We start from the raw sequence: 23,366 nt of genomic DNA, 5'->3' as shown, positions 1-23,366 counted from the left end.
ACCCGGCACCACCCAGGTGGGTAAGACCGGGACCGTCCCACCGTCAGGCGGGACTACCGACCGTGCGCTCACCAGAGCGCACTGAGAGGTAACGGGATGGTGGGTTCCGCGGGAAGCCGGGTACGGGGGTGTCGGTGCCGACCAAGGAGATCATCCAGCAGATCGGCGCGTTCCTGGACCTCGCCGGCGTGCTGGTCATCGCGGTGGGCGTCATCACGGCCACCGTCGTTTTCGCACTGGGCTGGTGGCGGACCCGGCAGCTTGTTGACGTCTATCGGTCGTACCGCCAGGGTGTCGGGCGGGCCATCCTGCTCGGCCTGGAGTTCCTGGTCGGCGGCGACATCATCCGTAGTGTGGCGGTCTCACCCACCTTCATCAGCGTCGGCGTGCTGGCCCTGATCGTGCTGGTCCGGACCTTCCTCAGCTTCTCGCTGGAGGTGGAACTCGACGGTCGGTGGCCCTGGCGGGGCAAGGGACCAGTCAGTGGCCCGAGCTGACAACGGCGGCCGACCTGATCCCCGCTCAGATGTTGGCCGAGTCGGCGGGCACGTCGCTGGGCAGCGCGGGCGCGCCGGGGGACGGCTGCTCCGGCCCGCAGGTGAGCCCGAGGGTGTACGCGGTCATCGACAGCGACCCGTACGCGTACCCGTCGACCAGCACGTCCGGACGGCCCCCGGTGGCGCCGGCCAACCCGGCCAGGTAGAGCAGCGGGATGAAGTGGTCCGGGGTCGGTACGGCGAGGTCGTAGTCGCGGTGCCCGTCGAGCCGGGCCGCCTCGGTCGGGCTGTCCTGCACGATCTCCCGGGCGGCGTCGTCGAAGCGCCGCGCCCAGTCGAAGCCCTCGTCGGTCAGCCGAGGGTTCACCCCGCCCAGGTTGTGCACCACGTTGCCGCTGGCCACGACGAGCACGCCGCGCTCGCGCAGCGGCGCGAGCCGGGCGCCGAGGTCGAGGTGGTAGTCCAGCGGCTTGAACGCGTTGATGCTGAGCTGCACCACCGGGATGTCCGCGTCGGGGAAGGCGTGCGTCAGCACCGACCAGGTGCCGTGGTCGATCCCCCACGAGTCGAGGTCGACGCCGACCCAGGTGGGATGCACCGCGTCGCTGATCTCCTCGGCCAGCTCGGGCAGCCCGGGCGCCGGATAGCGCACGTCGAACAGCTCCTGCGGGAAGCCGTAGAAATCGTGGATGGTGCGCGGCCGGGGCATCGCGGTGACGGCGGTGGCGCCGATATACCAGTGCGCGGAGACCACCAGGATCGCCCGCGGCCGGGGCACCGCGCGCCCGAACTCCCGCCAGGCGGCCGTGTAGCGGTTGACCTCCAGGGCGTTCATCGGGCTGCCGTGCCCGAAGAACGCCGCCGGCATCACCGTCTGGCTGCTCATGCCGCCGCCTCGCTTCGCTCGGCGCCGCCATGAGCCTCGACGGCGCTGTGCTGACGATTCGCTCGCTGGCGCTCGCTCATGCGGACCCCCGGGGCGTCGTGTGCCGAGCGTAGCCCGTTTGCCGATACGGCGGGAAGCGGAAGCCGTAACGTGCAGGGCAATCCGCAGGAGGCGAGGTGGACCAGAACGGCGGTCGGGCGCACCACCAACACGACAAGCACGCCGGCCACGACCCGGCGATGTTCCGCCGCCGGTTCTGGCTCTGCCTGACGCTGACCGTCCCCATCGTGCTCACCAGCCACCTGGTGATGAACACGTTGCACTACTCGCTCGACGTTCCCGGCGTGTCGTGGGTCGGGCCGGTGCTCGGGTCGGTGGTGTTCGGCTACGGCGGGTGGCCGTTCCTGGTCGGGGCCGTGCGCGAGCTGCGCGACCGGGCGCCCGGCATGATGCTGCTGATCGGGATGGCGATCAGCGTGGCGTACGCCGCCTCGGTGGCGACCACGATCGGCGTCTTCCACCTCGACTTCTGGTGGGAGCTCGCCGCCCTGGTCACGATCATGCTGCTCGGCCACTGGCAGGAGATGACGGCGATCGGCCAGGCGCGCGGCGCGCTGACCGCGTTGGCCGCCCTGCTGCCCGACGAGGCTGAGCGCGTCGGGTCGGACGGCGCCGTGCGGCGGGTGGCGGTGGCCGAGCTGCGCCCGGGTGACCTGGTGCTGGTCCGCCCCGGCGGGCGGGTGCCCGCCGACGGGCACGTCGTCGAGGGCGCCGCCGAGATGGACGAGTCGATGATCACCGGGGAGGCGCGGCCGGTGCCGCGCGCGACGGGCGACCGGGTGGTGGCGGGCACGGTGGCCACCGACTCGGCCCTGCGGGTACGGGTCGATGCGGTGGGGGAGGACACCGCGCTGGCCGGTATCCAGCGGCTGGTCGCTCAGGCGCAGGAGGCCGGCGGCCAGGCTCAGGCGCTCGCCGACCGGTTCGCGGCGTGGCTGGTCTACGCCGCCACCGCCGCCGCCGGAGTCAGTCTGGTCGTCTGGACCGCGCTGGGGCGGGTCGACGAAGCCGTGGTCCGCACCGTCACCGTGCTGGTGATCTCCTGCCCGCACGCCCTGGGTCTGGCCATACCGCTGGTCATCGCCCTGTCCACCAGCGTGGCGGCCCGGGGCGGGATCCTGGTGAAGGACCGTCTGTCGCTGGAACGGATGCGCAGCGTGGACGTGGTGCTGATCGACAAGACGGGCACCCTCACCAAGGGGCAGCACACCGTGACCGGGGTGGCCGCCGTTGACGGTGTCGCCGAGGACGAGGTGCTGCGGCTGGCCGCCGGGGTGGAGGCCGACAGCGAGCACCCGCTCGCCCGGGCCGTCGTCGCGGCGGCCCAGCGGGTCGGCCCGGCCGCCGGTGCCGACTTCCGCTCCCTGCCGGGGCGCGGGGTGCGGGCCACCGTGGCCGGCACGGCGTACGCGGTGGGTGGGCCCGCCCTGCTGCGCGAGCTGCGCGCCGAGGTCCCGGAGAGGCTGCGCCGCGTCGACGGGCAGTGGGCGGCACGGGGCGCCGCCGTGCTCTATCTGGTCCGCCTCGACGACCCGCCGCGGGCCGTCGGCGCGCTGGCGCTGGAGGACGAGGTACGCCCCGAGGCCCGCCAGGCCATCGTCGAGCTGCGCCGCCTGGGGGTCCGGAAGATCGCGATGATCACCGGGGATGCGCGGTCGGTGGCCGAGGCGGTCGCGGCCGACCTCGGGTTCCGTCCCGATGTGGACGAGGTCTTCGCCGAGGTGCTGCCCGCCGACAAGGACGAGATCGTCGCGCGTCTGCGGGAGCGCGGCCACCGGGTGGCGATGGTGGGGGACGGCGTCAACGACGCGCCCGCCCTCGCCCGCGCCGACGTCGGGCTGGCCATCGGCGCCGGTACGGACGTGGCCATCGAGTCCGCCGGCGTGGTGCTCGCCTCCTCCGACCCGCGGGGTGTGCCGGCCGCCGTCCGACTGTCGAAGGCGTCCTACCGAAAGATGGTGCAGAACCTCGTCTGGGCGGCCGGCTACAACGTGGTGGCGATCCCGGTGGCCGCCGGGGTCTTCGCCTGGGCCGGTGTCTCGCTCAGCCCGGCCGCCGCCGCCGTGCTGATGTCCGCATCGACGATCGTCGTAGCTCTGAACGCCCAGACGCTGCGCCGGGTGCGGCTGGCCGCTGCGGCCCCGCCACCCCGATGACCGCCGGGCACTCTACCGCGCCCTGGCATCTGCGAGCGCGGTAAGCGTCTTCCCTCCCGCAGATGCGAGCGACTAGGGTGGCCGCGTGACGGTGTTTCGGATCGGCGAGGCCGCCGAGCTGCTCGGGGTCAGCGCGGACACGGTCCGCCGCTGGATCGACGCGGGTCGGCTGCCGGCGACCCGCGACGAGCACGACCACCGGGTCGTCGACGGCGTCGACCTGGCCGCGTTCGTGCGCGCCCCGGGGCACCCGGAGCTGTCGTCCGCCCGTAACCGGCTGCGCGGCATCGTCACCGCCGTCGTCAAGGACACCGTGATGGCCCAGGTCGACATCCAGGCCGGGCCGTTCCGGATCGTCTCGCTGATGAGCCGCGAAGCCGTCGACGACCTCGACCTCCAGGTCGGCTCGGTGGCCGTGGCCGTGATCAAGTCGACCACCGTCGTGGTGGAACGCGCCCCCGCGCCGAAGGGAAGAACCAGCTCATGACCGTACGGTGGATCCGTGCCGCCCTCGCCGGGGCGGCCGCGCTGACCCTCGCCCTGACCGGCTGCGGTGGCAGCGACGACGCGCCGGCTGGCAAGAAGGGCGGCGGCCCGGTGACCGTCTTCGCCGCCGCCTCGCTCACCGAGTCCTTCACGAAACTCGGCAAGGACTTCGAGTCCGCCCACCCCGGCACCACCGTCACCTTCAGCTTCGCCGGCAGCTCCGCGCTCGCCACGCAGATCACCCAGGGCGCCCCGGCCGACGTGTTCGCCGCCGCCTCGCCCGCGACGATGAAGACCGTCACCGACGCGGGCGACGCCGCCGGCGACCCGGTCACCCTGGTCCGCAACCAGCTCGTCATCGCCGTGCCCAAGGGCAACCCGCACGGCATCGCGGGCCTGGCCGACCTGGCCCGGCCCGGCGTGAAGGTGGCGCTCTGCGCCGAGCAGGTGCCCTGCGGCGCGGCGGCGAAGACGGCCCTCGGCGCGGCCGGCGTGCAACTCACCCCGGCCACCCTGGAGCAGGACGTCAAGGGCGCACTGGCCAAGGTGAAGCTCGGCGAGGTCGACGCCGCCCTGGTCTATCGCACCGACGCCCGCGCGGCCGCCGGTGAGCTGGACGCCGTCGAGTTCCCCGAGTCGGCGCAGGCCATCAACGACTACCCGATCGTCGTGCTGAAGCACGCCGGCAACCCGGACGGCGCGCGGGCCTTCGTCGAGTACGTCCGTTCCGACGCGGGCCTTGCCGTGCTCACCGCCGCCGGTTTCCAGGCCCCGCAGCACCAGTGACCGTGCGGCCCCGGCAACGGGTGCCGCTCGCCCTGCTGATCCCCGCCGGTCTCGGGCTGCTCTTCCTCGTCCTACCGCTGCTCGGGCTGCTGGCCCGGACGCCGTGGAGCAGCCTGCCCCGGCGGCTGGCCCAGCCGGGCGTGCTCACCGCGCTACGGCTGTCGCTGGAGACCGCCACCCTCGCCACGCTGGTCTGCGTCGCCCTCGGCGTACCCCTGGCCTGGCTGCTCGCCCGGGTCGAGTTCCCCGGCCGCCGGCTGGTGCGGGCCCTGGTCACCGTGCCGCTGGTGCTGCCCCCGGTGGTCGGCGGGGTGGCGCTGCTGCTGGTCTTCGGCCGGCGGGGCCTGCTCGGCGCCTGGCTGGACGCCACCTTCGGGGTGACCCTGCCGTTCACCACCGCCGCAGTGGTGCTCGCCGAGGCGTTCGTCGCCATGCCGTTCCTGGTCATCGCCGTCGAGGGCGCGCTGCGCGGCGCCGACGCCCGGTACGAGGAGGCGGCGGCCACCCTCGGCGCCGGGCGCTGGACCACCTTCACCCACGTCACCCTGCCGCTGGTCGCCCCCGGCGTGGCAGCCGGCGCAGTGCTCTGCTGGGCCCGCGCGCTCGGCGAGTTCGGCGCCACCATCACCTTCGCCGGCAACTATCCCGGCCGGACGCAGACCATGCCGCTCGCCGTCTATCTGGCCCTGGAGACCGACCTGCAGGCCGCGATCGTACTCAGCCTCATCCTGCTCATCGCCTCCGTCGGCATCCTCGCCGGGCTGCGCGACCGCTGGGTGACCGGCCCATGACCGCGCCGCCGCCCCTGCTCGACGCGCACCTGGTCGCCGACCGGGGCGCCTTCCACCTGGACGTCCGGCTGCGGATCGCCGCCGGTGAGGTGGTCGCGCTGCTCGGCCCGAACGGCGCCGGCAAGACCACCGCCCTGCGCGCCCTGGCCGGGCTGCATCCGCTCAGCGCCGGACACCTCACCCTCGACGGCGTGGACCTCGACCGCCCCGACCGGCGGACGTGGATCCCCCCGGAACGGCGGCCGGTGGGCGTGGTGTTCCAGGACTACCTGCTCTTCCCCCACCTGACCGCGCTCGACAACGTCGCGTTCGGCCCGCGCCGGCGCGGCGCCGACCGGCGTACCGCCCGGGCTCGCGCGCAGGCCTGGCTGGACCGGGTGGGCCTGGCCGGGCAGGCCCGGCACAAGCCACGTCAGCTCTCCGGCGGGCAGGCCCAGCGGGTCGCCCTGGCCCGGGCGCTCGCCGTCGAGCCGACCCTGCTGCTGCTCGACGAGCCGCTCGCGGCGCTGGATGCGCGGACCCGGCTGGACACCCGCGCCGAGCTTCAGCGGCACCTCGGCGATCATCCCGGCGCCACCCTGCTGGTCACCCACGACCCCCTCGACGCCCTGGTGCTCGCCGACCGGCTGGTCATCGTCGAACACGGACGCCTGGTCCAGGAGGGCGACGCGGCCACCGTCACCGCCCGGCCCCGCACCGACTACGTGGCCCGGCTGGTCGGGCTCAACCTGCACCGGGGCCGCGCCGACGGGCACACGATCACCGTCGGCGAGCTCACCCTCACCGCAGCCGACCGGGTGCACGGGGACGCCTTCGTCGCCTTCCCGCCCGCCGCCGTGGCGCTGCACCGGGTCCGCCCCGACGGCAGCCCGCGCAACGTCTGGCCGGCCACCGTGGCCGGGGTGCAGCGGCACGGCGACAACCTGCGCGTCCAACTCTCCGGGCCGTTCGCCGTCGCCGCCGACGTCACGCCCGCAGCGGCCGCCCAGCTACGGCTGCACCCCGGGCAGACGGTCTGGGCGGCGGTGAAGGCGGCGGAAACCCGGGCATACCCGGCCTGACCGACCGTCACCAGTCCCGACCGCAGCGCTACGGCGCGTGGCCCGCCGGCCGAAAGGTGACGCACGCCTCGTGGACGGACCACGATCCACGAGGCAGGTTTGACCTGGTCAGGGTGTGACGACGAGAGGGGTGCCGGGTGCCCGACACGACCCGCAATCGATCCAGCCATGAGGTGGCCCTGCCGGAGGACGTGACCGACCCGCTGCTGTGGCGGCTGGCGTACGACGTCGCCGTGGCGCACCAGCCCGACGCGACGGGCCGGTGCCCCAGCCTGCTCTGCGTCCACCAGGGCGCGCCCTGCGAGCCGCTGGTCAACGCCGAGCGGGCGATGCACCTGGCCCGAGGCGGGACGCCGCAACCGGTGTGGAGCCCGCCGACCTGGCACTGGCGGCGCGAGGCGGCCTGACCGCCGCGACCCCGAACGGGTCATCTCGAACGTGGGCCCCGACCTCCGTGGTCCTGATCGACGACCCTGTCGCCCAACACGGGATATCCTGCCGTCCAGTTCGGTCCACGGCGTAAAGGGGCAGACCGGTGACCGGCGACGCTCAGGCCTTCTGGCTCCGCGCCCCCGGCGAGGGCGAGATCCGCCGGGTCGCGCTGCCTGCGCCCGGCCCCGACGAGGTGCTGGTCCGGACCCGCTACTCCGGCGTCAGCCGGGGCACCGAGACCCTGGTCTTCACCGGCCGGGTTCCCGCCGACCAGTACGCCACCATGCGCGCCCCCTTCCAGGACGGCGACTTCCCGGCCCCGGTCAAGTACGGCTACCTGAGCGTCGGCACCGTCGAGGAGGGCCCCGACGAACTGCGCGGCCGTACCGTGTTCTGCCTGCACCCGCACCAGACCGCGTACGTGGTGCCCGCCGACGCCGTGGTGGTCGTACCCGATCAGGTGCCCGCCGCCCGGGCGGTGCTGGCCGGCACGGTGGAGACGGCGGTGAACGCGCTCTGGGACGCCGGGCCGTTGATCGGTGACCGGGTGACCGTGGTCGGCGGCGGCATGGTCGGCTGCTGCGCCGCCGCCCTGCTCGCCCGCTTCCCCGGCGTACACGTCCAACTCGTCGACGTCGACCCGGCGCGGGCCGAGGTGGCCGCCGCGCTCGGGGTCGACTTCGCCCGGCCCGCCGACGCGTCTGGTGACCGGGACCTGGTGGTGCACGCCAGCGCCACCGCCGACGGCCTGCAACGCGCCCTCGACCTGCTCCGCCCCGAGCGGACCGTGCTGGAGCTGAGCTGGTACGGCGACCGGCCGGTCACCCTTGCCCTGGGCGGCGCCTTTCATTCCCGACGGCTCGGCATCCGCAGCAGCCAGGTCGGCACCGTGTCACCCCGGCGGGCCGACCGCGGCTACGCCGACCGGCTGGCGCTGGCCCTGGAACTGCTCGCCGACCCGGTGTTCGACGCGCTGCTCACCGGCCCGTCCCGCTTCACCGACCTGCCCGACGTGCTCGACCGGCTCGCCTCGGGCCGGCTGCCCGGCCTCTGCCACCTCATCACCTACGTTGAGGAGTGAATCGTGTTCAGCGTGACCGTCCGGGACCACATGATGATCGCCCACAGCTTCCGCGGCGAGGTGTTCGGGCCCGCCCAGCGGCTGCACGGCGCCACCTTCGTCGTCGACGCCACCTTCCGCCGCCCGGAGCTGGACGCCGACGGGATCGTGGTCGACATCGGCCTGGCCACCGAGCAGCTCAAGGCCGTGCTCGGCGCGCTCACTTACCGCAACCTCGACGACGAGCCGGCCTTCGCCGGGGTGAACACCACCACCGAGGTGCTGGCCCGCACGGTCGCCGACCGGCTCGCCGAGGCCGTGCACGCCGGACGCCTCGGCGAGGGCGCCCACGGCCTCGCCGGGATCACCGTCACCCTGCACGAGTCGCACGTGGCCTGGGCCAGTTACGAGCGGTCACTCTGAGGCGATGGCCACGGTCCACGTGGTGCTGCCCGGCGACATCGACGACCCGGCCACCCCCAGCGGCGGCAACGCCTACGACCGGCGGGTCTGCCTGGGGCTCGCCGCGCTCGGCTGGACCGTCCGGGAGCATCCCGTGCCCGGTGACTGGCCGCACCCCGGGGCGGGGGAGCGGTCCGCCCTCGCCGGGCTGCTCGCCGCGCTGCCCGCCGGCGCGCTCGTCCTGCTCGACGGCCTGGTCGCCGCGCCGGTGCCGGAGGTGCTGACCCCGCACGCCCGGCGGCTACGCCTGGTGGTGCTCGTCCACCTGCCGTTCGAGGACGAGGCCGAGGCCCGGTCCCTGGCCGCGGCGACCGGCGTGATCACCACCAGCGAGTGGACCCGCCGCCGGGTGCTCGACCGCTATCCGATCCCCGCCGACCGGGTACGGGTCGCCACGCCGGGCGTGGATCCCGCGCCGCTCGCCACCGGCTCGCCGGACGGTGCCCGGCTGCTCTGCCTCGCGGCGGTAACCCCGCTGAAGGGGCACGACGTGCTCGCCGCCGCGCTGGCCACCCTCGCCGACCTGGCCTGGGCCTGCGACTGCGTCGGCCCGCTCACCCGGGAACCGGGCTTCGTCCACCGGCTGCGCCGGCAGTTCGCCGCCACCGGCCTGACCGACCGGGTCCGGCTGCCCGGCCCGTGCACCGGGGCCGCCCTGGACCTCGCGTACGCCGCCGCCGACCTGCTGGTCCTGCCGTCCCGGCGGGAGACGTACGGAATGGTGGTCACCGAGGCGCTCGCCCGGGGCGTACCGGTGCTGGGCAGCGACACCGGCGGGCTGGCCGAGGCGCTCGGGCACACGCCGGACGGCGATCGCCCCGGCCTGCTGGTGCCCCCCGATGATCCGGCGGCGCTGGCCGGCGCGCTGCGCCGCTGGCTCACCGACCCGAACCTGCGGGACCGGCTGCGCCGCGCGGCCCGCCAGCGGCGGGACGCCCTCACCGGCTGGGCAGTCACCGCAGACCGCCTCGCGGCGGCCCTGACTGAGGCGGCAGCCTGACCGTCGCCGAGGGCATCACCACCGCAACTGTCGGTGATTCCGCCTACGGTGAGGGTGCGAGGTGTGCGTGCCGGCGCGTCCGGCAGCCCCGGACGGAGGATGACGATGGACGAAACGCTGCCCATGGCTAGGGTCCGGAACCAGGTCACGGTCCCGCTGGGGTTCCCCGACGGTTACGTCACCACCGCCCGGGTCCACTCCTTCCACGGCCTGGTCGACGGCCGCGAGCACCTCGCTTTCGGGCTCGGCGACCGGGCGGGCGCCGCGTCGCACCCGGACCCGCCACTGGTCCGCCCGCACAGCGAATGCCTCACCGGCGACGTGTTCGGCAGCCAACGCTGCGACTGCGGGCCGCAGCTGCGGGAAGCGGTCGAGCGGATCGCCGAGGCCGGCGGCTACCTGCTCTACCTGCGCCAGGAGGGCCGGGGCATCGGCCTGTACGCCAAGCTCGACGCGTACGCCCTCCAGGACGGGGGCCTGGACACCTACGAGGCGAACGTGGCGCTGGGCCGGGGCGCCGACGAACGCGACTACACGGTGGCCGCGCAGATGCTCGCCGCGCTGGGCGTTTCCCGGGTCGCCCTGCTCAGCAACAACCCGGACAAGGCGGACCAGCTCGACCGGCTGGGCGTGACGGTGGTCGACCGGGTGCCGACCGGGGTGCACCTGTCTCCGGCGAACGCCGACTACCTGGCGGCGAAGATGACCCGCGCCGACCACGCCCTCGATCTGCCGTTCGTGCCATGATCGCGCGGCCATACGTGCTGCTCAGCTGCGCGATGTCGATCGACGGCTACATCGACGACGCCACCACCGAGCGGCTGCTGCTCTCCAACAGCGCCGATTTCGACCGAATCGACGGGGTCCGGGCCGGGTGCGACGCGATCCTGGTCGGCGCCGCCACGGTCCGCCAGGACGACCCACGGTTGCTGGTGCGCTCGGCCCGGCGGCAGGCCGATCGGGTGGCGCGCGGCCTGCCCCCGTCGCCGCTGAAGGTCACCGTCACCGGCAGCGGCGACCTCGACCCGGCCGCCCGTTTCTTCACCCTCGGCGACGGCGCGAAGCTCGTCTACTGCCCGCCCGGCGCGGCGGAGAAGACCCGGGAACAGGTGGGCGGGGTGGCGACCGTGGTCGACGCGGGCGACCCGGTCAAGCCCGAGGCGGTGCTCGCCGACCTCGCCGCCCGGGGCGTAGGCCGGCTCCTGGTGGAGGGCGGCGGCAGCGTGCACGCCCAGTTCCTCACCGCCGGCCTCGCCGACGAGCTGCACCTGGTGGTCGCCCCGTTCTTCGTCGGCGACCAGCGGGCGCCCCGGTTCGTGCGGGACGGGCGCTTCCCGTGGCATCCGGGGCGCCGCGCCCGGATCGTCGAGGTACGCCAGATCGACGACGTGGTGCTCACCCGTTACGCCCTCTCCGACCGCTGCGAGGGCGGCTGAGCCCCGGGGGGCGAGCACCCGACCAACCTTGATCGATCCCGCTACGGTCGGCGCATGCCAGCGACCGGGTCCTCCGTCCCCCCGATCTACCCGTTCACCCCGCTCGTCTTCCTGCTGCCCTGCGCGCTGCTGATGATCGGCGGGATCTTGTCCGATCCGCCAGCGCCACCACCACCGGCCGGCGTGCTGACCCCGGCCGTGGTGTTCGAGGTGCAACGGGACGAAACCGGCCGGGCGGTGTCCGTGCTGCTGCGGGTGGACTCGGCCGACGACTTTCCGGTCCTCTGCGGCATCGACCGGACGGCCTTCCCCAATGGCCGCCTGCCGGCGGTGCACTCCCAGGTCACCGTCGACTACGGCCCTGCGGGCTGCGCGCTCCCGCCCTCGCTCAAGGGCCAGCTGCCGCACTGGCTGCCAATCGTGGTGGGTGCCGCCGGGCTGGCCGCGGCGATCTTTTGGCTGTGGGCGGGCTCGGAGCGCGCCACCCGCCGCCGCTACCGGAGGACGAGGGAGCGGAGCCGGGCAGCGGCCCGCGTCAGAGCACCTGGGACAGGAACCGGCGCAGCCGCGGGTGCTCCGGTGATTCGAAAACGGCGGCCGGCTCACCGGCCTCGATGACAACGCCGGCGTCCATGAAGGCCACCGTGTCGGCGACCTCGCGGGCGAAGCCCATCTCGTGGGTGACCACCACCATCGTCATGCCGGCGGCGGCAAGGTCGGCCATCACCCCGAGCACGCCCTTGACCAGCTCGGGGTCGAGCGCCGAGGTGGCTTCGTCGAAGAGCATCACCTGTGGGCGCAGGGCCAGCGCCCGGGCGATCGCCACCCGTTGCTGCTGCCCGCCGGAGAGGTGCGCCGGCCGGGCGTCGGCCTTGCCGGCCAGCCCGACCAGCTCCAACTGGGCCCGGGCGACCTGCACCGCCTCGTCCTCACCGAGCTTCTTGAGCCTGCGCAGGGCGAGGGTGATGTTGCGCAGCACGGTCATGTGCGGGAACAGGTTGAACTGCTGGAAGACCATGCCGACCCGCTGGCGCAGCGCGTCCGGGTCGTCGCGCAGCACGCTGCGGCCGTCCAGCAGCACGTCGCCGCGGTCCGGCTCGATGAGCCGGTTGATGGTGCGCAGCAGGGTCGACTTGCCGGAGCCGGACGGGCCGATCACGCAGGCGGTCGCGCCCCGCTGCACCGTCAGGTCGGCGCCGCGCAGCACGTTGTTGGCGCCGAAAGCGAGGTGCACATCGCGAACGGTCAGGCTGACCGAGGTGGGGGTGCTCATCGCGGGTCCCTCCGTGCGGTGGTGGGCAGGTCGGTCTCCCCGACGAGGTCCGGCTCGGTGTCGTCCGGGGCGACGGCGACCGTCCGGCCCTGGCGCAGCCGACGGTCGATCCAGTTGACCGCGTGGGTCAGCGGCACGGTCAGCGCCAGGTAGCACAGGCCGGCCAGCAGCAGGGCGGATTCGTTTCCGGTGGTGGCCGCGTAGTCCTGGCCGATCCGGAACAGCTCCCGCTGGCTGGCCAGCAGACCGAGGAAGTAGACCAGGCTGGAGTCCTTGATCAGGGCGATGAGCTGGTTCACCCAGGCGGGCAGCACCCGTCGTACGCCCTGCGGGATGATCACCAGCCGCATCGCCTCGCTCCAGGAGAAGCCGAGCGCCCGGGCCCCCTCCAGCTGGGCGGCCTCGACGCTCTGGATGCCGGAGCGGAAGATCTCCCCGATGTAGGCGGCGGCGATCAACGACAGCGCCAGCACGCCGAGCGGGTAGGGGTTCGGCCCCCACACCTGCATGCCCAGCGGCGCCAGGCCGACCCCGATGAGCAGGATGGTCGCCGCCGCCGGCAGGCCGCGGAACACGTCGGTGTAGACCCGGGCCGGCCACCGCAACCACCGGGTACGCGAGATGCCCGCGACGGCCAGCAGCATGCCCAGCACCGAGCCGAGCAGGGCGGCGGAGACCGCCAGGATCAGCGTGTTCGGCAGCCCGACGGTCAGCATCTCGGGCAACGCCTCACGCATGGCGTCCCAGTCGAAGAACGTCTCCCACAGGGTGCGCAACGGATCCATCGTCTTCTCCTACCGCCCCGCTCTTGCTCGATCGCCGTACGTCAGGAAGCGGCCGACGGCGACGGCACCGCGACCGTGCCGCTGCCCGGCTTGAAGTCGGCCGGGATCGGCCGGCCCGGGTAGTACTGCGCCTGGAGCTGGCTCCAGGTGCCGTCGGCGATCACCTCGTCGAGGCCCTTGTTGAGCGCCTCGCGCAGCTTGTCGTTGCCCTTCGCGAAGGCGTACGCGGTCGGGGCCGGGCTGAGCTGCTTGGCGGCCACCTTGATCTTGCCGTTGCTGTCCTCGGCCGACTTGTCGCCGATCTCGGCCGGGGCGATCCAGGCGTCGGCGGTGCCGGCCTTGAGCTGGTTCAGCGCGCCGTTGTAGTCCGGCACCCGCACCGGGTCGAGGCCCCTGCCGGTGGCGTAGTCGTCCTGCACGGTGCCCTGCACGACCACGACCCGCTTGCCGTCGAGCTGGTCAAAGCTGGTGATCGACGAGCCGGCCGGCACGTCGAGGCCGAAGTAGCCGAAGTCGTAGCCGTTGCCGAAGTCGACGGTCTTCTTCCGGGCCTCGGTGATGGTGATGGACGAGCTGCCCACGTCGAACTTGCGGTTGTTGACCTGGGAGAGCAGCGCCGAGAAGTCGGTACCGACGAACTCGACCTTCAGGCCCACCTTCGCGGCCGCCGCGGTGAGCAGGTCGTTGTCGAACCCGGTGAACTTGCCGTCCTTCAGGTAGATGTTCGGCGGGGCGTCGGTGAGCGTGCCGGCCCGGAGCACGCCGGGCTGGAGCAGGCCGTACGGGTTGGCGGCCGCGTCGGTGGACCCGCCGTTGCCGCAGGCGGTAAGGCTGGCGGCGGCGAGCACGGCGGCGGCGCCGAACGCGGCGACGCGGGTCAGGGCAGGAAGGAATCGCACGATTGTCTCCAGGGTCCGATGGCGACGTGGGCGCACGCCGCCGACGGCACGCCAACGGGCGGGCGAGCCGGAAGGGTGGTTCGGGAAAAGGAGGTGACGCGTCAGCGCGCGCCGGCGTGGCGACAGGCGTCGGTGCATACCCGCATCAGGTCGACGTGCCGGCGCTTGACCAGCGTGAAATCAGCCGGGTAGCCGACGCCGTCAACAGGCGGGGTGCGAAAATGTGCAGACATGGTTCCCTCTGGTCGGTGATGACCTGGGTACCAGGCCACGCTTGCACCGGCGTCCCTGCCGATGCCTGGTCTTCACCCGGGGCACCCCACCGCGGAGGAGGGTTGCCGGCCAGCGAGCCGGGGCTTGACGCTGGCGCTCATGACCTGCCGCAGAGGTTAGCAGCAGCTCCCCCCGCGACGTCCAGCCGTTATGATCACCCTCACGTGCCGGTCAGGTGGCGAGTGCCCGGGCGAGCCGCCGGGCCTCGGTCACCAGGCGACTCCCGCCGCCCCGCGCCACCACGTCGGCCAGGCCCGGCACGTCGATTCGTACGCCGGTCGCGGTGGCTGTCTCGGCGGCCAGGGTGAGCAGGTCCGGGGTGCCGCGGGGCGGTGTGGGCGCGGCCAGCAGCGGCGGCAGCGCCGCGGCGAGCAGCCGCCAGATGCTCAGCCGGGCGCCGGCCGCGACCGCGTCGCGCAGCGGCGTCACCGCCCGGGTCAGCGTCAGCTGGCCGTCCGCCGCCAGCGCGCCCAGGTGCCCGCCGACGGCCGGCGCGTCCAGGTCTCCCGCCCCGGCCAGCATCAGCATGGCGTCGAGCGCGGCGACCCGGTCCACCTCGTGCCGGGCGCACAGCCCGTACGCCAGGGCCAGGTCGAGCGCCGGACCGCCCGCGCCGGTGCACTCGGCCAGCGCCGGCAGGATCGTGGCGCCCCCCTGGACGTCCTCCTGCGCCGCCGCGGCGATCTCGGGAAGCAGGTGTGCGGCCACCAGGCCCCGGTGCCCGGGCAAAACCGTCAGCCAGAGGTTGCCCCTGCCGCCGTAGTGCCGCCCCACCGGCTGCGGCGTGACGGTGAGCAGACCGAGCCGGTCCACCACGCCCTCCGGTGGCGTCGTGGCGGCCAGCGTCCGCCGCACCGGCAACCGGTCGTATCCCCAGTCGTAGGAGCCCGATCGGTCCCGCCGACCGACGGTCACCACCTGGTGGGCCGGTGCCGGGAGAGCGTCGCCGCGCAGCCAGCTGGCCAGCTCGTCGCCGGCCGGCGTGCCGAGTGCCGCCGCGCGGGCCGCCAGCGCCTCGTCCACCACGGACGGCAGCCGCAGCAGCGCCTGGGTGAGATCCCACCGCCAGACCGGGCGGTCGCCCAGCGATGCCAACCGGTCGTACAGTGCGGCCGGGTCGAGGGCGCCGGTGGCCGAGGTGGGCGCGGCGAGCAGGCCGGGGTCGTGCCGCCCGTCCAGCCGTTGCCCGATCTCGGCGAGCCGCGCGCAGTACAGCTGCGTCAGCGCGGATCGGCCGGCCGGTTCGACGGCCGGGCCCCGGAACGGGCGCAGCGTCCGGCGGTCGCACTCGTTGAGCAGGTCGGCCCACTGGTCGCGGCGGTTGGCCGCCTCGGCCGGGGCGGCTGCGGCCAGCAGGACCGCACGCAACTGGACCGAGACGTTGAAGGCCCCCCACCTGTGGTCCGCGCTCACCTGGTGGCGTTGCAGCACCGGCAGCAGGGCCGTCTCCAGCCGCTCCCGGTCGGTCGTTCCCAGCCGGACCAGCCCGTCGAGGACCCGCTCGACCGCCAGCGCCGGCCACCGACCGCCGAGCAGCGCCGACACCTCCTCGACCAGCTCGTCCACCTCGGCGATCGGCGGCGGGGCGGCAGCGGCCGGCACCCCCACCGGCAGCTCGTCCCCGGCCACCGCCACGGTGACGGCGGCGACCGCCGGGTGGCCGTGCCGCGCGGCGATCACGACCGCCCGGTCCCGCAGGTCCGCCGCCGGGTGCTCGGCGGCCACCGCCACGACGGCCGCGATCTCCGCCGCCCGGTCCGGGCGCTGCCGGGCGAGCCGGTCCAGCCAGGACAGCTGCCCCCGTACGAGCGCCTTCTCCGGGCGGGTCAGCACCGCCCGCGAGGCGTCCAGCAGCGACTCCAGTTCCACGTCGCCGGCGAGGCCCCGGAGCGCCCGCTGCGACATGGCGGCGACCGGCCCGGGCCCGTCGGCGAGCAGCCGCAGGTGCGTGGCCGCCCGCGCCGTCACCTCGCCCGGGGTGGGTGCGAGCAGGTCGTGCAGGTCGACGAACGGCCGCAGCGCGGCCGGCCGGTCCCCGCGCAGCAGCCGCCCGAGGGCGCCGTCGAGCAGCGCCGAGCGGTCCAGCCGCCCCTCCGCCGCCAGCGTGGCCAGGGCCCGGGGTGCCGCCTGTCGGTCGTCGCCGAAACCCCCCGACGTCAGCTCAAGGCCGACGCCGTCCACCTCGAACAGTCGTGGCAGCAGCACGTCCAGGAACGGGTCGGCCCGCAGCCAGTCGAGTAGGGGAAGGTGCCGCTCCCGGTTGCCGGGGTGCCACCACATCGCCTGCGCCCAGCCCGCGACGAACGTGTCCCCGGTCGGCGGCGCCACCTTCTCTGCCACCAGCAGGTCCGCGACGAAGTGCCAGCCGTCCCCGGGGTCGTTCCGGGGCAGCCGCTCGGCCAACCGGTACGCCAGGTCGGCCAGCCAGACCACCCCGCGCTGCCGGGCCGTCTCGATCACCGGCTCCGGGTCGGCGTCCTGCAGCGACACCGATCGCCGACCCAGTAGCGCCGCCGCCTTCGTCGCGGTGCTCAACGTGCCCACGGCGGCCACCGCCAGCGCGGTAGCCTCCCTGCCAGCCCACCAGTTGTCCCGCCGCCGCTGGACGTGCGCGACCAGTTCGTCGCCGAGCGCGCGGCGTGCCGGCTCGTCGAGCCCGGCCAGCGCCGCCTGAACGGCGGAAGCGCGGCCGCGGACCAGGGATTTGAAGAAGTCGTTCACACCCCCACCTCCGCCGGCGTCGTCATCATCGACACGGCCAGCGCATGCTTGCAGGGCCCACGCTGCCCTTGATGCCGCCCCCACCAGCGGCAGGAGCAGGTGTACGCCCCGTCCGGCCGCCGCCGCACCCGGTAGACCTCCTCGCCGCTGCGTACCGTCGCGTGCGCGTCCGTCCACTCGATCGCGCCGCGTTCGACCAGCACCCGTGCCCCGACCAGGCGCGGATTGTCCCGCTCGGCCCGGCCCGCGTCGTACGGCATCACCCGGTGGAAGTACCCGCCGTCCGCCACGTCGAAGCCGACCCGCCCGGCGGTACCGAGCTGGGCCAGGGCCGCGCGTACCCGGTCGTCGGGCAGGCCGACGGCGTCGGCGAGCGCCGCGACGTCGATCGTCGGGTCCCACGACAGCAGGCCGCCGACCAGCTCCGCGTCGTCGACCACCTCGTCACCGGCGAGCGCGAGCAGGGCGGCCCCCTCGCCGGAGAACCCCCGGTACGGCTCGGGTGAGAGGGTCAGCGACAGCCGCAGCGCGCCGGTGTCGAGCTCCCAGGTGCTCGCCACCGCGGGTGAACCGGCCCGCACCGGCGGCCCGTACACCCGCAGGGTGCGCGCGTGCCGGAGCAGGCCGCGCAGGGCCGCCAGCCGACCCGCGCCGGCCAGGCAGACGGCCCCGGGCACCGGCCGCGAGGTCAGCCGGAGACCACGCCCGGCGGGCACCGCCCAGAGCACGGAACGGTCGCCCCGAGGGAGCCGGCGCAGGAACGCGGCCGCCTCGGCGGCGGGGATCTCGGCACGCGGCTCGAACGCGGCGGCGAGCACGTGCACCTCGGCGAAGCCGCGCAGCCAGCGCCCCGGCAGCGGGACCTTCCTCTCCACCACCGCCCCGTCCATCGTGGAGACCGTCAGGTCCTCCGGGCCGACGGCCACGTGCAACGGTTCGATCCCGCCCACCCGGGCGAGCGCTTCCCGCAACGGTGGGTTGACGTCGACGTTGGTGGTGCCGTGCCCGACGATCTCCCCGTCGAACCCGGCCGGCACCACGTCCATCCGCGCATAGACACCGCAACAGCCGGAGAAGGACTCGAAGCGCAGGCGGTCGCGGCTGCCCGTCACCACCGGATCCAGGCTCGCCGGGCTGACCGGCTGGTGATAGCGGGTGCGGGCCACCTCGGCGACGGCGAGCAGGCCGGCGGCCGCCGCCGCGGGCGTGGTGAGGAAACCGCTGAAGAAGCGCGGGTTGGCGGCCGGCCCACCACAGGTCTGGAGGTCGAGACCGGCGGGGCGCAACGCGGACGGCTGGAGGTATCGGTACGTCTGGACGGCGTTCACGGCGCACACCGTAGGGCGACCGACCGACATCCTCCGGCGGCCGGCTCCCGGCCTGCTAGTTTTTTCCGATGTTCGCCCTGTCCCTGACCGACGACGCCGAGCTGCGGCCGCTCGAACCGTGGCACGCCGACGAGTTCCTCGCCAACCTCGACCGTTGCCGGGAGCACATCGCCCCGTGGGTGGGCGCCTCCTTCGTGGCCACCGACGCCGAGTCCGCCCGCCGGGTCCTGCAGAACTACGCCGACCGGTGGGCGCGCGACGACGGCGGGATCTGGGGCATCTGGCAGCGTGGCCGCCTGGTCGGCGGCGTGTTGTTCGTGTCGCTCAACACCACCACCGGCGTCGGTGAGGCCGGCTGCTGGCTGGAAGCCGCCGCCGAAGGTCAGGGCCTCGTCACCCGCGCCGCCCGCGTGATCATCGACTGGGCGATCCAGGCACGGGGCATCCACCGGGTGGAGTGGGTGACCAAGGCCGGCAACGACCGCAGCATCGCCGTCGCACGGCGGTTGGGCATGCGCCGCGACGGCGTCCTCCGCGAGGCCGCCCCGGGGCCGACCGGCCGGGCCGACATGGAAGTCTGGTCGGTGCTGGCCCCCGAGTGGACGGCGCAGACGCCGGCCCGCTGACCGCCTATGGCGGACACGCGACGTGATTTTGTCGTACCCGGACGTCAACATGTGTCCATGGCTGTCCCCGCACTGGCCGACCGGTCCCCTCAGCCGCGCACTCTGCCGCTGCGTGAGGTCCGCACCCGGCTCACCCAGCTCGTCGCCCTCGCCGAGCTGACCGACACCGTCACCGTGGTCACTCGCGACGGCGACCCTCGTCCGGTCGCCGCGATCGTGCCCGCCGCGGCCGCCCGCACGGCGGCGCAGGCCCGCGCCGACGCCGAACGGCTCGCCGCGATCAGCGCCGGCTGGTCCCGTCGCCTCGAGGAGCTGCACCGGCAGAGCAGCCGGCGGCACGCGGCCGAGCGGCGCGCGCTCACCGACGCCCTCGCCGAGGTCTGGGCCGAGCTGGATCGCCGCGTGCCCGGCGACCCGACACTGGCCCGGCTGCGCGCCGCGCACGCGCAGCTGCTATGCGGCTGACCCGCGGGTCCCCTACGCCCTTGACCCGATCCACCACAATGGAAGCTTCCCACCAAAGGCGGGAGGACGGACGTGAGTCAGGTCAGCGAACCGGGCATCGTCACACCGACGCCGCTCATCACCCCGAGGCGTGCCGCCCGGCTCCGGCTAATCCGGCTGTCGGCCCTGCTGGTGGTGCTTGTGCTGCTCGCCGTCGCGGTGGTCGGCGTGGTCACCGCCACCGGTCCACCCACCCTGGCCGACCTGCGCAGTCAGGCCGGCCTGGACGGCAAGCAGGAGCTCCTGATCGGGGTCAAGGACGACCAGCCCGGGGTCTCCCAGCTCATGGAGGACGGCAGCTACCGCGGCTTCGACATCGACATTGCCTACATGATCGCGGCCGACCTCGGCTTCAAGCGCCGGCAGGTGAGGTTCCTGCCGATCGAGAGCGAGGACCGGGCCCGCCGGCAGGCGTACGACGGCAGCGCATTCGTCACGGTGGACCTGGTCATCGCCTCGTACAGCATCAGCCAGCAACGCCGGGACCAGGGTGTCGTCTTCTCCGAGCCCTACCTGGAGACGGAGCAGTCGGTGCTGACGCTGAGCAGCTACTCGGGCCCGGTCAACGGTCTGCGCGACCTCCGTGGACGCCGGGTCTGCACCCTGGCCACCTCCACCTCGGAGCTGCGGCTGCGCGAGTACGGCGCCGAGGCCAGCGGCAAGAATCGGATCAGCGAGTGCGTGCAGGCGCTCTACAACGGAACCGTCGACGCGGTTACCACCGACGCCGCAATCCTCGCCGGCTTCGTGGCGCCGCTGGCCCCGGACGCGAAGCCGAAGCACCCGCTGCACGGGGTGAAGCCGTTGCGGCACTGGGACATCGGCGAGGATGCGGCGGAGAAGTGGGGGGTGAACACCGGCCCGAACCACGCGATGAAGGAGCTGGTGGACTGGTCCCTCTACCAGGCCGCCACCCGGCCGGGCCGGGACGCCTGGGACGCCGCGTTCGAGGCCAACCTGGCCCGGGAGCAGCCCGCCAACGGGCCGCCGCCCGCCAACGGGCCGCAGCAGGTGGCGGTGGGGCAGCAGCCCGAGTGCCGGAAGGTGAAGGTGCGTCAGTGGCCGTGGGAGTCGATGATCCTCGTCCCGTTGGACCCCGCCCGGCGAGCAGCCCGACGCGCCGGGCGGGCGCGCGGCAGGGGCAGCAGTGGCTGTTGACGCTGCTGCCGGCGTTTCCCGTCCTGCTGCTGGTGCTGCGTCTGTGGCAGCTCAGCCGGCAGGACATGCCGACCATGCTGCTGCTGGTGCAGTACGTCAGCCCGCTCGGCCTGCTCAGCGCGCTGCTCATCGCCCTGGTCTGGGCGTTCCCACTGGTGGTGCTCGGCACCGGCGTGCTCGGCTCGGTGCTGCGGGTCAGCGCCCCCGAACGCTTCGACCCCGACCGGTCGCTGCTGGCGTACGTGACCGCGCGTACCCCGGGCTGGGTGCTGGCTGCGGCGTCGGTGCTGGCGGCGCTCACCTGGCAGATGCGCTTCCTGCCGGCGCTGCTGATGATCGTGGTATGGCTCATCGGGCTGCGGGTCCGCTACCGGTATCCCGACCGCGCTGACCTGCTGCTCGCCTTGGGGTTGGTGCTGCCACTGCTCGCCGGCCTGGTCGCGTACGTCTGGCTCGCTCCGGCGATCGTCTCGGCGCTGCGGCACGGTGAGCTGGCCACCGCGGCGCTGCTCGGGGTGCCCCCGGCGGCGGCCGTGGTGCTCACCGGGCCGCTCCCACGCCGGTCCGCACCGCTGCTGACCCAGCTGGCGTCCTACCTGGTCGCCGCGATGGTGCCGCTGGTCACCGGCACGGTGTTCCTGCAGGTGCCGCTGCTGCCGGCGGTGGCGGTCGAGGTCGGGCCGCCGCCGCCCGAGCCTGCGGTCGAGGTGGTGCCCGGCCAGGCGGTCACCGTGACCGACCGGATGACCATCGTGCTGGACCGGAGCAGCCGGGTCCGGTTCATTCCCAACGAGCAGGTACGGGCCCAGCTCCTCTGCCCCGGCCCCGAACGGGTGCCGGTCAGCGAGGTCACGGTGCACGGCTGGCCGGTCGAGCAGACCGCGCTGGACTGGATGATGCCGCGGCAACGACCCGAGCCGATCGACGGCCGCTGCTCCGGCCGGCTGGCGGAGACGGGCTGACCACGCCGGTGGCGGCGACCGCGACCCGGTCACCGCCACCGGCGTACGTCCTCAGGCCCGGCCGCGTTGGGCGCGGTAGCGGCGGATCAGCGCGGCGGTGGAGGAGTCCACGTCGCCGAGTTCCGGTGCGTCTCCGGTCAGCTTCGGCGCGAGCTGGTTGGCCATCACCTTGCCCAGCTCCACGCCCCACTGGTCGAACGCGTTGATGTCCCAGACCGCAGCCTCGGTGAAGACGATGTGCTCGTAGAGGGCGATCAGCTGGCCGAGCGTCGACGGGGTGAGCTTCGGCGCGATGATCGACGTGGACGGGCGGTTGCCCGGCATCACCCGGTGCGGCACCACGTCGGCCGGGGTGCCCTCCGCCTCGACCTGCTCCCGGGTACGCCCGAAGGCGAGCGCGGCGGTCTGGGCGAAGAAGTTCGACATGAACAGGTCGTGCATGTCCCCGAGGTCGTGGTTGGGTTGGCTGAACGCGATGAAGTCGGCAGGAACGAGCCGCGTCCCCTGGTGGATCAGTTGGTAGAAGGCGTGCTGGCCGTTGGTGCCGGGCTCGCCCCAGAAGATCTCCCCGGTCGGGTACGTCACAGGCGTGCCGTCGACCGTCACCGACTTGCCGTTGCTCTCCATGGTGAGCTGCTGCAGGTACGCCGGGAACCGGTGCAGATACTGCGCGTACGGCAGCACCGCGTGGGTCTGCGCGTCGAGAAAGTCGGTGTACCAGACGTTGAGCAGGCCCAGCAGCGCCGGCACGTTCTGCTCGATCGACGTGTTGCGGAAGTGCTCGTCGACGGCGTGGTAGCCGGCCAGCATCTCCCGGAACCGCTGCGGCCCGATCGCCAGCATCACCGACAGCCCGACCGCCGAGGGCAGCGAGTATCGACCGCCCACCCAGTCCCAGAAGCCGAACATGTTCTCCGGGTCGATGCCGAAGTCGCGTACCCGCTGCTCGTTGGTGCTCACCGCGACGAAGTGCCGGGCGACGGCGGAGTCGTCCGCGTCCAGCCCGGCGAGCAGCCAACGCCGGGCCTGGTTGGCGTTGGCCAGGGTCTCCTGGGTGGAGAACGACTTGGAGACCACGACGAACAGCGTGCTGGCCGGGTCCAGGTCGGTCGTCTTGTCGTGGATGTCGGTCGGGTCGATGTTGGACACGAACCGGCAGGCGATCCCCGCGTCCCGGTACGCCTTCAGCGCCTCGTACGCCATCACCGGCCCGAGATCGGAGCCGCCGATGCCGATGTTGACCACGGTGCGGATCCGCTCGCCGGTGTGACCGCGCCAGGTGCCCGAGCGGATCCGGTCGGCGAAGGCCGACATCCGGTCCAGCACCCCGTGCACGTCGGCGACCACGTCCTGCCCGTCGACCACCAGCGACGCGTCGGGCGGCAGGCGCAGCGCGGTGTGCAGCACGGCCCGGTCCTCGGTGGAGTTCATGTGTTCCCCGGCGAACATGGCGGCGATCCGGTCGGTCAGCCGGACCCGCTCGGCGAGCGCGGTGAGCAGGCGCAGCGTCTCGTCGGTGATCAGGTTCTTGCTGTAGTCCACGTGCAGGTCGGCGACGTCGGCGGTGAGCCGGTCGCCCCGCTGCTCGTCGGCGGCGAACAGCTCCCGCAGGTGGGTGCCGCGCAGCGCCTCGGCATGCTTGCGCAGGGCCTGCCATTCGTCCGTGGTGGTGATGTCCACAGCCATCGGGCGATCTTCTCCTTCATGACGAGGGTCTGCCAGCG

The 23,366-nt window shown here is 73.7% G+C and carries 24 protein-coding genes and 1 riboswitch; of the genes, 17 read left to right on the top strand and 7 right to left on the bottom strand.

All coding sequences use genetic code 11. The features are described from left to right. Window positions 1–134: 134 nt before the first annotated feature. Entirely contained in the window at window positions 135–497 is a 363-nt protein-coding gene (locus tag AB0C02_RS28930; RefSeq protein ID WP_357552261.1) for a DUF1622 domain-containing protein, read from the top strand. Window positions 498–522: 25 nt separating this feature from the next. Here the strand turns inward: AB0C02_RS28930 and ygiD are convergent, their stop codons facing one another. Next, window positions 523–1,383, bottom strand: coding sequence for a 4,5-DOPA dioxygenase extradiol (gene ygiD / locus AB0C02_RS28925; protein WP_357552259.1), 861 nt, complete (start codon window positions 1,381–1,383; stop codon window positions 523–525). A 239-nt stretch (window positions 1,384–1,622) separates the two neighbouring features. On the opposite strand from ygiD, the gene AB0C02_RS28920 reads away from it, so the two are divergent. From AB0C02_RS28920 to AB0C02_RS28865, 12 genes are all read left to right on the top strand, one after another. After that, on the top strand, window positions 1,623–3,599 hold the full coding sequence (locus tag AB0C02_RS28920) for a heavy metal translocating P-type ATPase (protein ID WP_357552263.1): 1,977 nt from the start codon (window positions 1,623–1,625) through the stop codon (window positions 3,597–3,599). Window positions 3,600–3,684: 85 nt separating this feature from the next. After that, a complete protein-coding gene (locus AB0C02_RS28915) occupies window positions 3,685–4,086 on the top strand; it encodes a TOBE domain-containing protein (protein ID WP_357552257.1) in 402 nt (133 codons plus the stop codon). Beyond that, window positions 4,083–4,871, top strand: coding sequence for a molybdate ABC transporter substrate-binding protein (modA, locus tag AB0C02_RS28910; protein ID WP_357552255.1), 789 nt, complete (start codon window positions 4,083–4,085; stop codon window positions 4,869–4,871). The genes AB0C02_RS28915 and modA overlap by 4 nt, the downstream gene beginning before the upstream one ends. After that, window positions 4,868–5,662 (top strand): ABC transporter permease, encoded by a 795-nt coding sequence (locus AB0C02_RS28905; protein ID WP_357552253.1) that lies wholly within the window; start codon window positions 4,868–4,870, stop codon window positions 5,660–5,662. Before modA ends, AB0C02_RS28905 begins: the two co-directional genes overlap by 4 nt. After that, on the top strand, window positions 5,659–6,723 hold the full coding sequence (locus AB0C02_RS28900; RefSeq protein ID WP_357552252.1) for an ABC transporter ATP-binding protein: 1,065 nt from the start codon (window positions 5,659–5,661) through the stop codon (window positions 6,721–6,723). The genes AB0C02_RS28905 and AB0C02_RS28900 overlap by 4 nt, the downstream gene beginning before the upstream one ends. 137 nt (window positions 6,724–6,860) lie before the next feature. Then, window positions 6,861–7,130, top strand: a complete 270-nt coding sequence (locus AB0C02_RS28895; protein ID WP_357552250.1) for a hypothetical protein — start codon at window positions 6,861–6,863, stop codon at window positions 7,128–7,130. 128 nt (window positions 7,131–7,258) lie between these two features. Next, window positions 7,259–8,236, top strand: a complete 978-nt coding sequence (locus AB0C02_RS28890) for a zinc-binding alcohol dehydrogenase (RefSeq protein ID WP_357552248.1) — start codon at window positions 7,259–7,261, stop codon at window positions 8,234–8,236. Between the two features lie 3 nt (window positions 8,237–8,239). After that, window positions 8,240–8,638: a 6-carboxytetrahydropterin synthase gene (locus tag AB0C02_RS28885; protein WP_357552247.1), complete on the top strand. Its 399-nt coding sequence runs from the start codon at window positions 8,240–8,242 to the stop codon at window positions 8,636–8,638. A gap of 4 nt (window positions 8,639–8,642) precedes the next feature. After that, window positions 8,643–9,677, top strand: a complete 1,035-nt coding sequence (locus AB0C02_RS28880) for a glycosyltransferase family 4 protein (RefSeq protein ID WP_357552244.1) — start codon at window positions 8,643–8,645, stop codon at window positions 9,675–9,677. 105 nt (window positions 9,678–9,782) lie between these two features. Next, complete coding sequence (ribA, locus tag AB0C02_RS28875) at window positions 9,783–10,424, top strand: GTP cyclohydrolase II (protein WP_357552242.1); 642 nt, start codon at window positions 9,783–9,785, stop codon at window positions 10,422–10,424. Then, window positions 10,421–11,113: a dihydrofolate reductase family protein gene (locus AB0C02_RS28870; RefSeq protein ID WP_357552240.1), complete on the top strand. Its 693-nt coding sequence runs from the start codon at window positions 10,421–10,423 to the stop codon at window positions 11,111–11,113. Before ribA ends, AB0C02_RS28870 begins: the two co-directional genes overlap by 4 nt. Window positions 11,114–11,167: 54 nt before the next feature. Next, window positions 11,168–11,731: a hypothetical protein gene (locus AB0C02_RS28865; protein WP_357552239.1), complete on the top strand. Its 564-nt coding sequence runs from the start codon at window positions 11,168–11,170 to the stop codon at window positions 11,729–11,731. Here AB0C02_RS28865 and AB0C02_RS28860 read toward each other — a convergent pair. From AB0C02_RS28860 to AB0C02_RS28840, 5 genes are all read right to left on the bottom strand, one after another. Further along, on the bottom strand, window positions 11,649–12,386 hold the full coding sequence (locus AB0C02_RS28860; RefSeq protein WP_357552237.1) for an amino acid ABC transporter ATP-binding protein: 738 nt from the start codon (window positions 12,384–12,386) through the stop codon (window positions 11,649–11,651). The two genes, AB0C02_RS28865 and AB0C02_RS28860, sit on opposite strands and share 83 nt — an antisense overlap. Beyond that, window positions 12,383–13,171, bottom strand: coding sequence for an amino acid ABC transporter permease (locus AB0C02_RS28855; RefSeq protein WP_357552235.1), 789 nt, complete (start codon window positions 13,169–13,171; stop codon window positions 12,383–12,385). Before AB0C02_RS28855 ends, AB0C02_RS28860 begins: the two co-directional genes overlap by 4 nt. Window positions 13,172–13,212: 41 nt before the next feature. Beyond that, window positions 13,213–14,070 (bottom strand): ABC transporter substrate-binding protein, encoded by an 858-nt coding sequence (locus AB0C02_RS28850; RefSeq protein ID WP_357552233.1) that lies wholly within the window; start codon window positions 14,068–14,070, stop codon window positions 13,213–13,215. A 265-nt stretch (window positions 14,071–14,335) separates the two neighbouring features. Next, window positions 14,336–14,448: riboswitch (SAM riboswitch) on the bottom strand. Window positions 14,449–14,514: 66 nt separating this feature from the next. Continuing rightward, window positions 14,515–17,064, bottom strand: coding sequence for a DUF6493 family protein (locus AB0C02_RS28845; RefSeq protein ID WP_357552231.1), 2,550 nt, complete (start codon window positions 17,062–17,064; stop codon window positions 14,515–14,517). Further along, window positions 17,061–18,392, bottom strand: a complete 1,332-nt coding sequence (locus tag AB0C02_RS28840; RefSeq protein ID WP_357552230.1) for an SWIM zinc finger family protein — start codon at window positions 18,390–18,392, stop codon at window positions 17,061–17,063. Before AB0C02_RS28840 ends, AB0C02_RS28845 begins: the two co-directional genes overlap by 4 nt. A gap of 68 nt (window positions 18,393–18,460) precedes the next feature. Here AB0C02_RS28840 and AB0C02_RS28835 point away from each other — a divergent pair, with 68 nt between their 5' ends. From AB0C02_RS28835 to AB0C02_RS28820, 4 genes are all read left to right on the top strand, one after another. Beyond that, entirely contained in the window at window positions 18,461–19,018 is a 558-nt protein-coding gene (locus AB0C02_RS28835; protein WP_357552228.1) for a GNAT family protein, read from the top strand. A gap of 57 nt (window positions 19,019–19,075) precedes the next feature. Continuing rightward, a complete protein-coding gene (locus tag AB0C02_RS28830) occupies window positions 19,076–19,483 on the top strand; it encodes a type II toxin-antitoxin system Phd/YefM family antitoxin (RefSeq protein ID WP_357552226.1) in 408 nt (135 codons plus the stop codon). A 72-nt stretch (window positions 19,484–19,555) separates the two neighbouring features. Next, entirely contained in the window at window positions 19,556–20,680 is a 1,125-nt protein-coding gene (locus AB0C02_RS28825; protein ID WP_357552224.1) for a transporter substrate-binding domain-containing protein, read from the top strand. After that, the gene (locus tag AB0C02_RS28820; RefSeq protein ID WP_357552222.1) at window positions 20,677–21,642 is read left to right on the top strand and encodes a hypothetical protein; all 966 of its coding nucleotides are present in this window, start codon (window positions 20,677–20,679) and stop codon (window positions 21,640–21,642) included. The genes AB0C02_RS28825 and AB0C02_RS28820 overlap by 4 nt, the downstream gene beginning before the upstream one ends. 51 nt (window positions 21,643–21,693) lie before the next feature. Here AB0C02_RS28820 and pgi read toward each other — a convergent pair whose 3' ends face one another. Further along, complete coding sequence (gene pgi, locus AB0C02_RS28815; protein ID WP_357552220.1) at window positions 21,694–23,328, bottom strand: glucose-6-phosphate isomerase; 1,635 nt, start codon at window positions 23,326–23,328, stop codon at window positions 21,694–21,696. Window positions 23,329–23,366: the final 38 nt, after the last annotated feature.

The organism is Micromonospora sp. NPDC048999 (assembly GCF_040649295.1).
Lineage (GTDB): Bacteria > Actinomycetota > Actinomycetes > Mycobacteriales > Micromonosporaceae > Micromonospora.
Note: the sequence above shows the minus strand (reverse complement) of the source record. Positions and strands in the feature narration are given on the sequence as shown.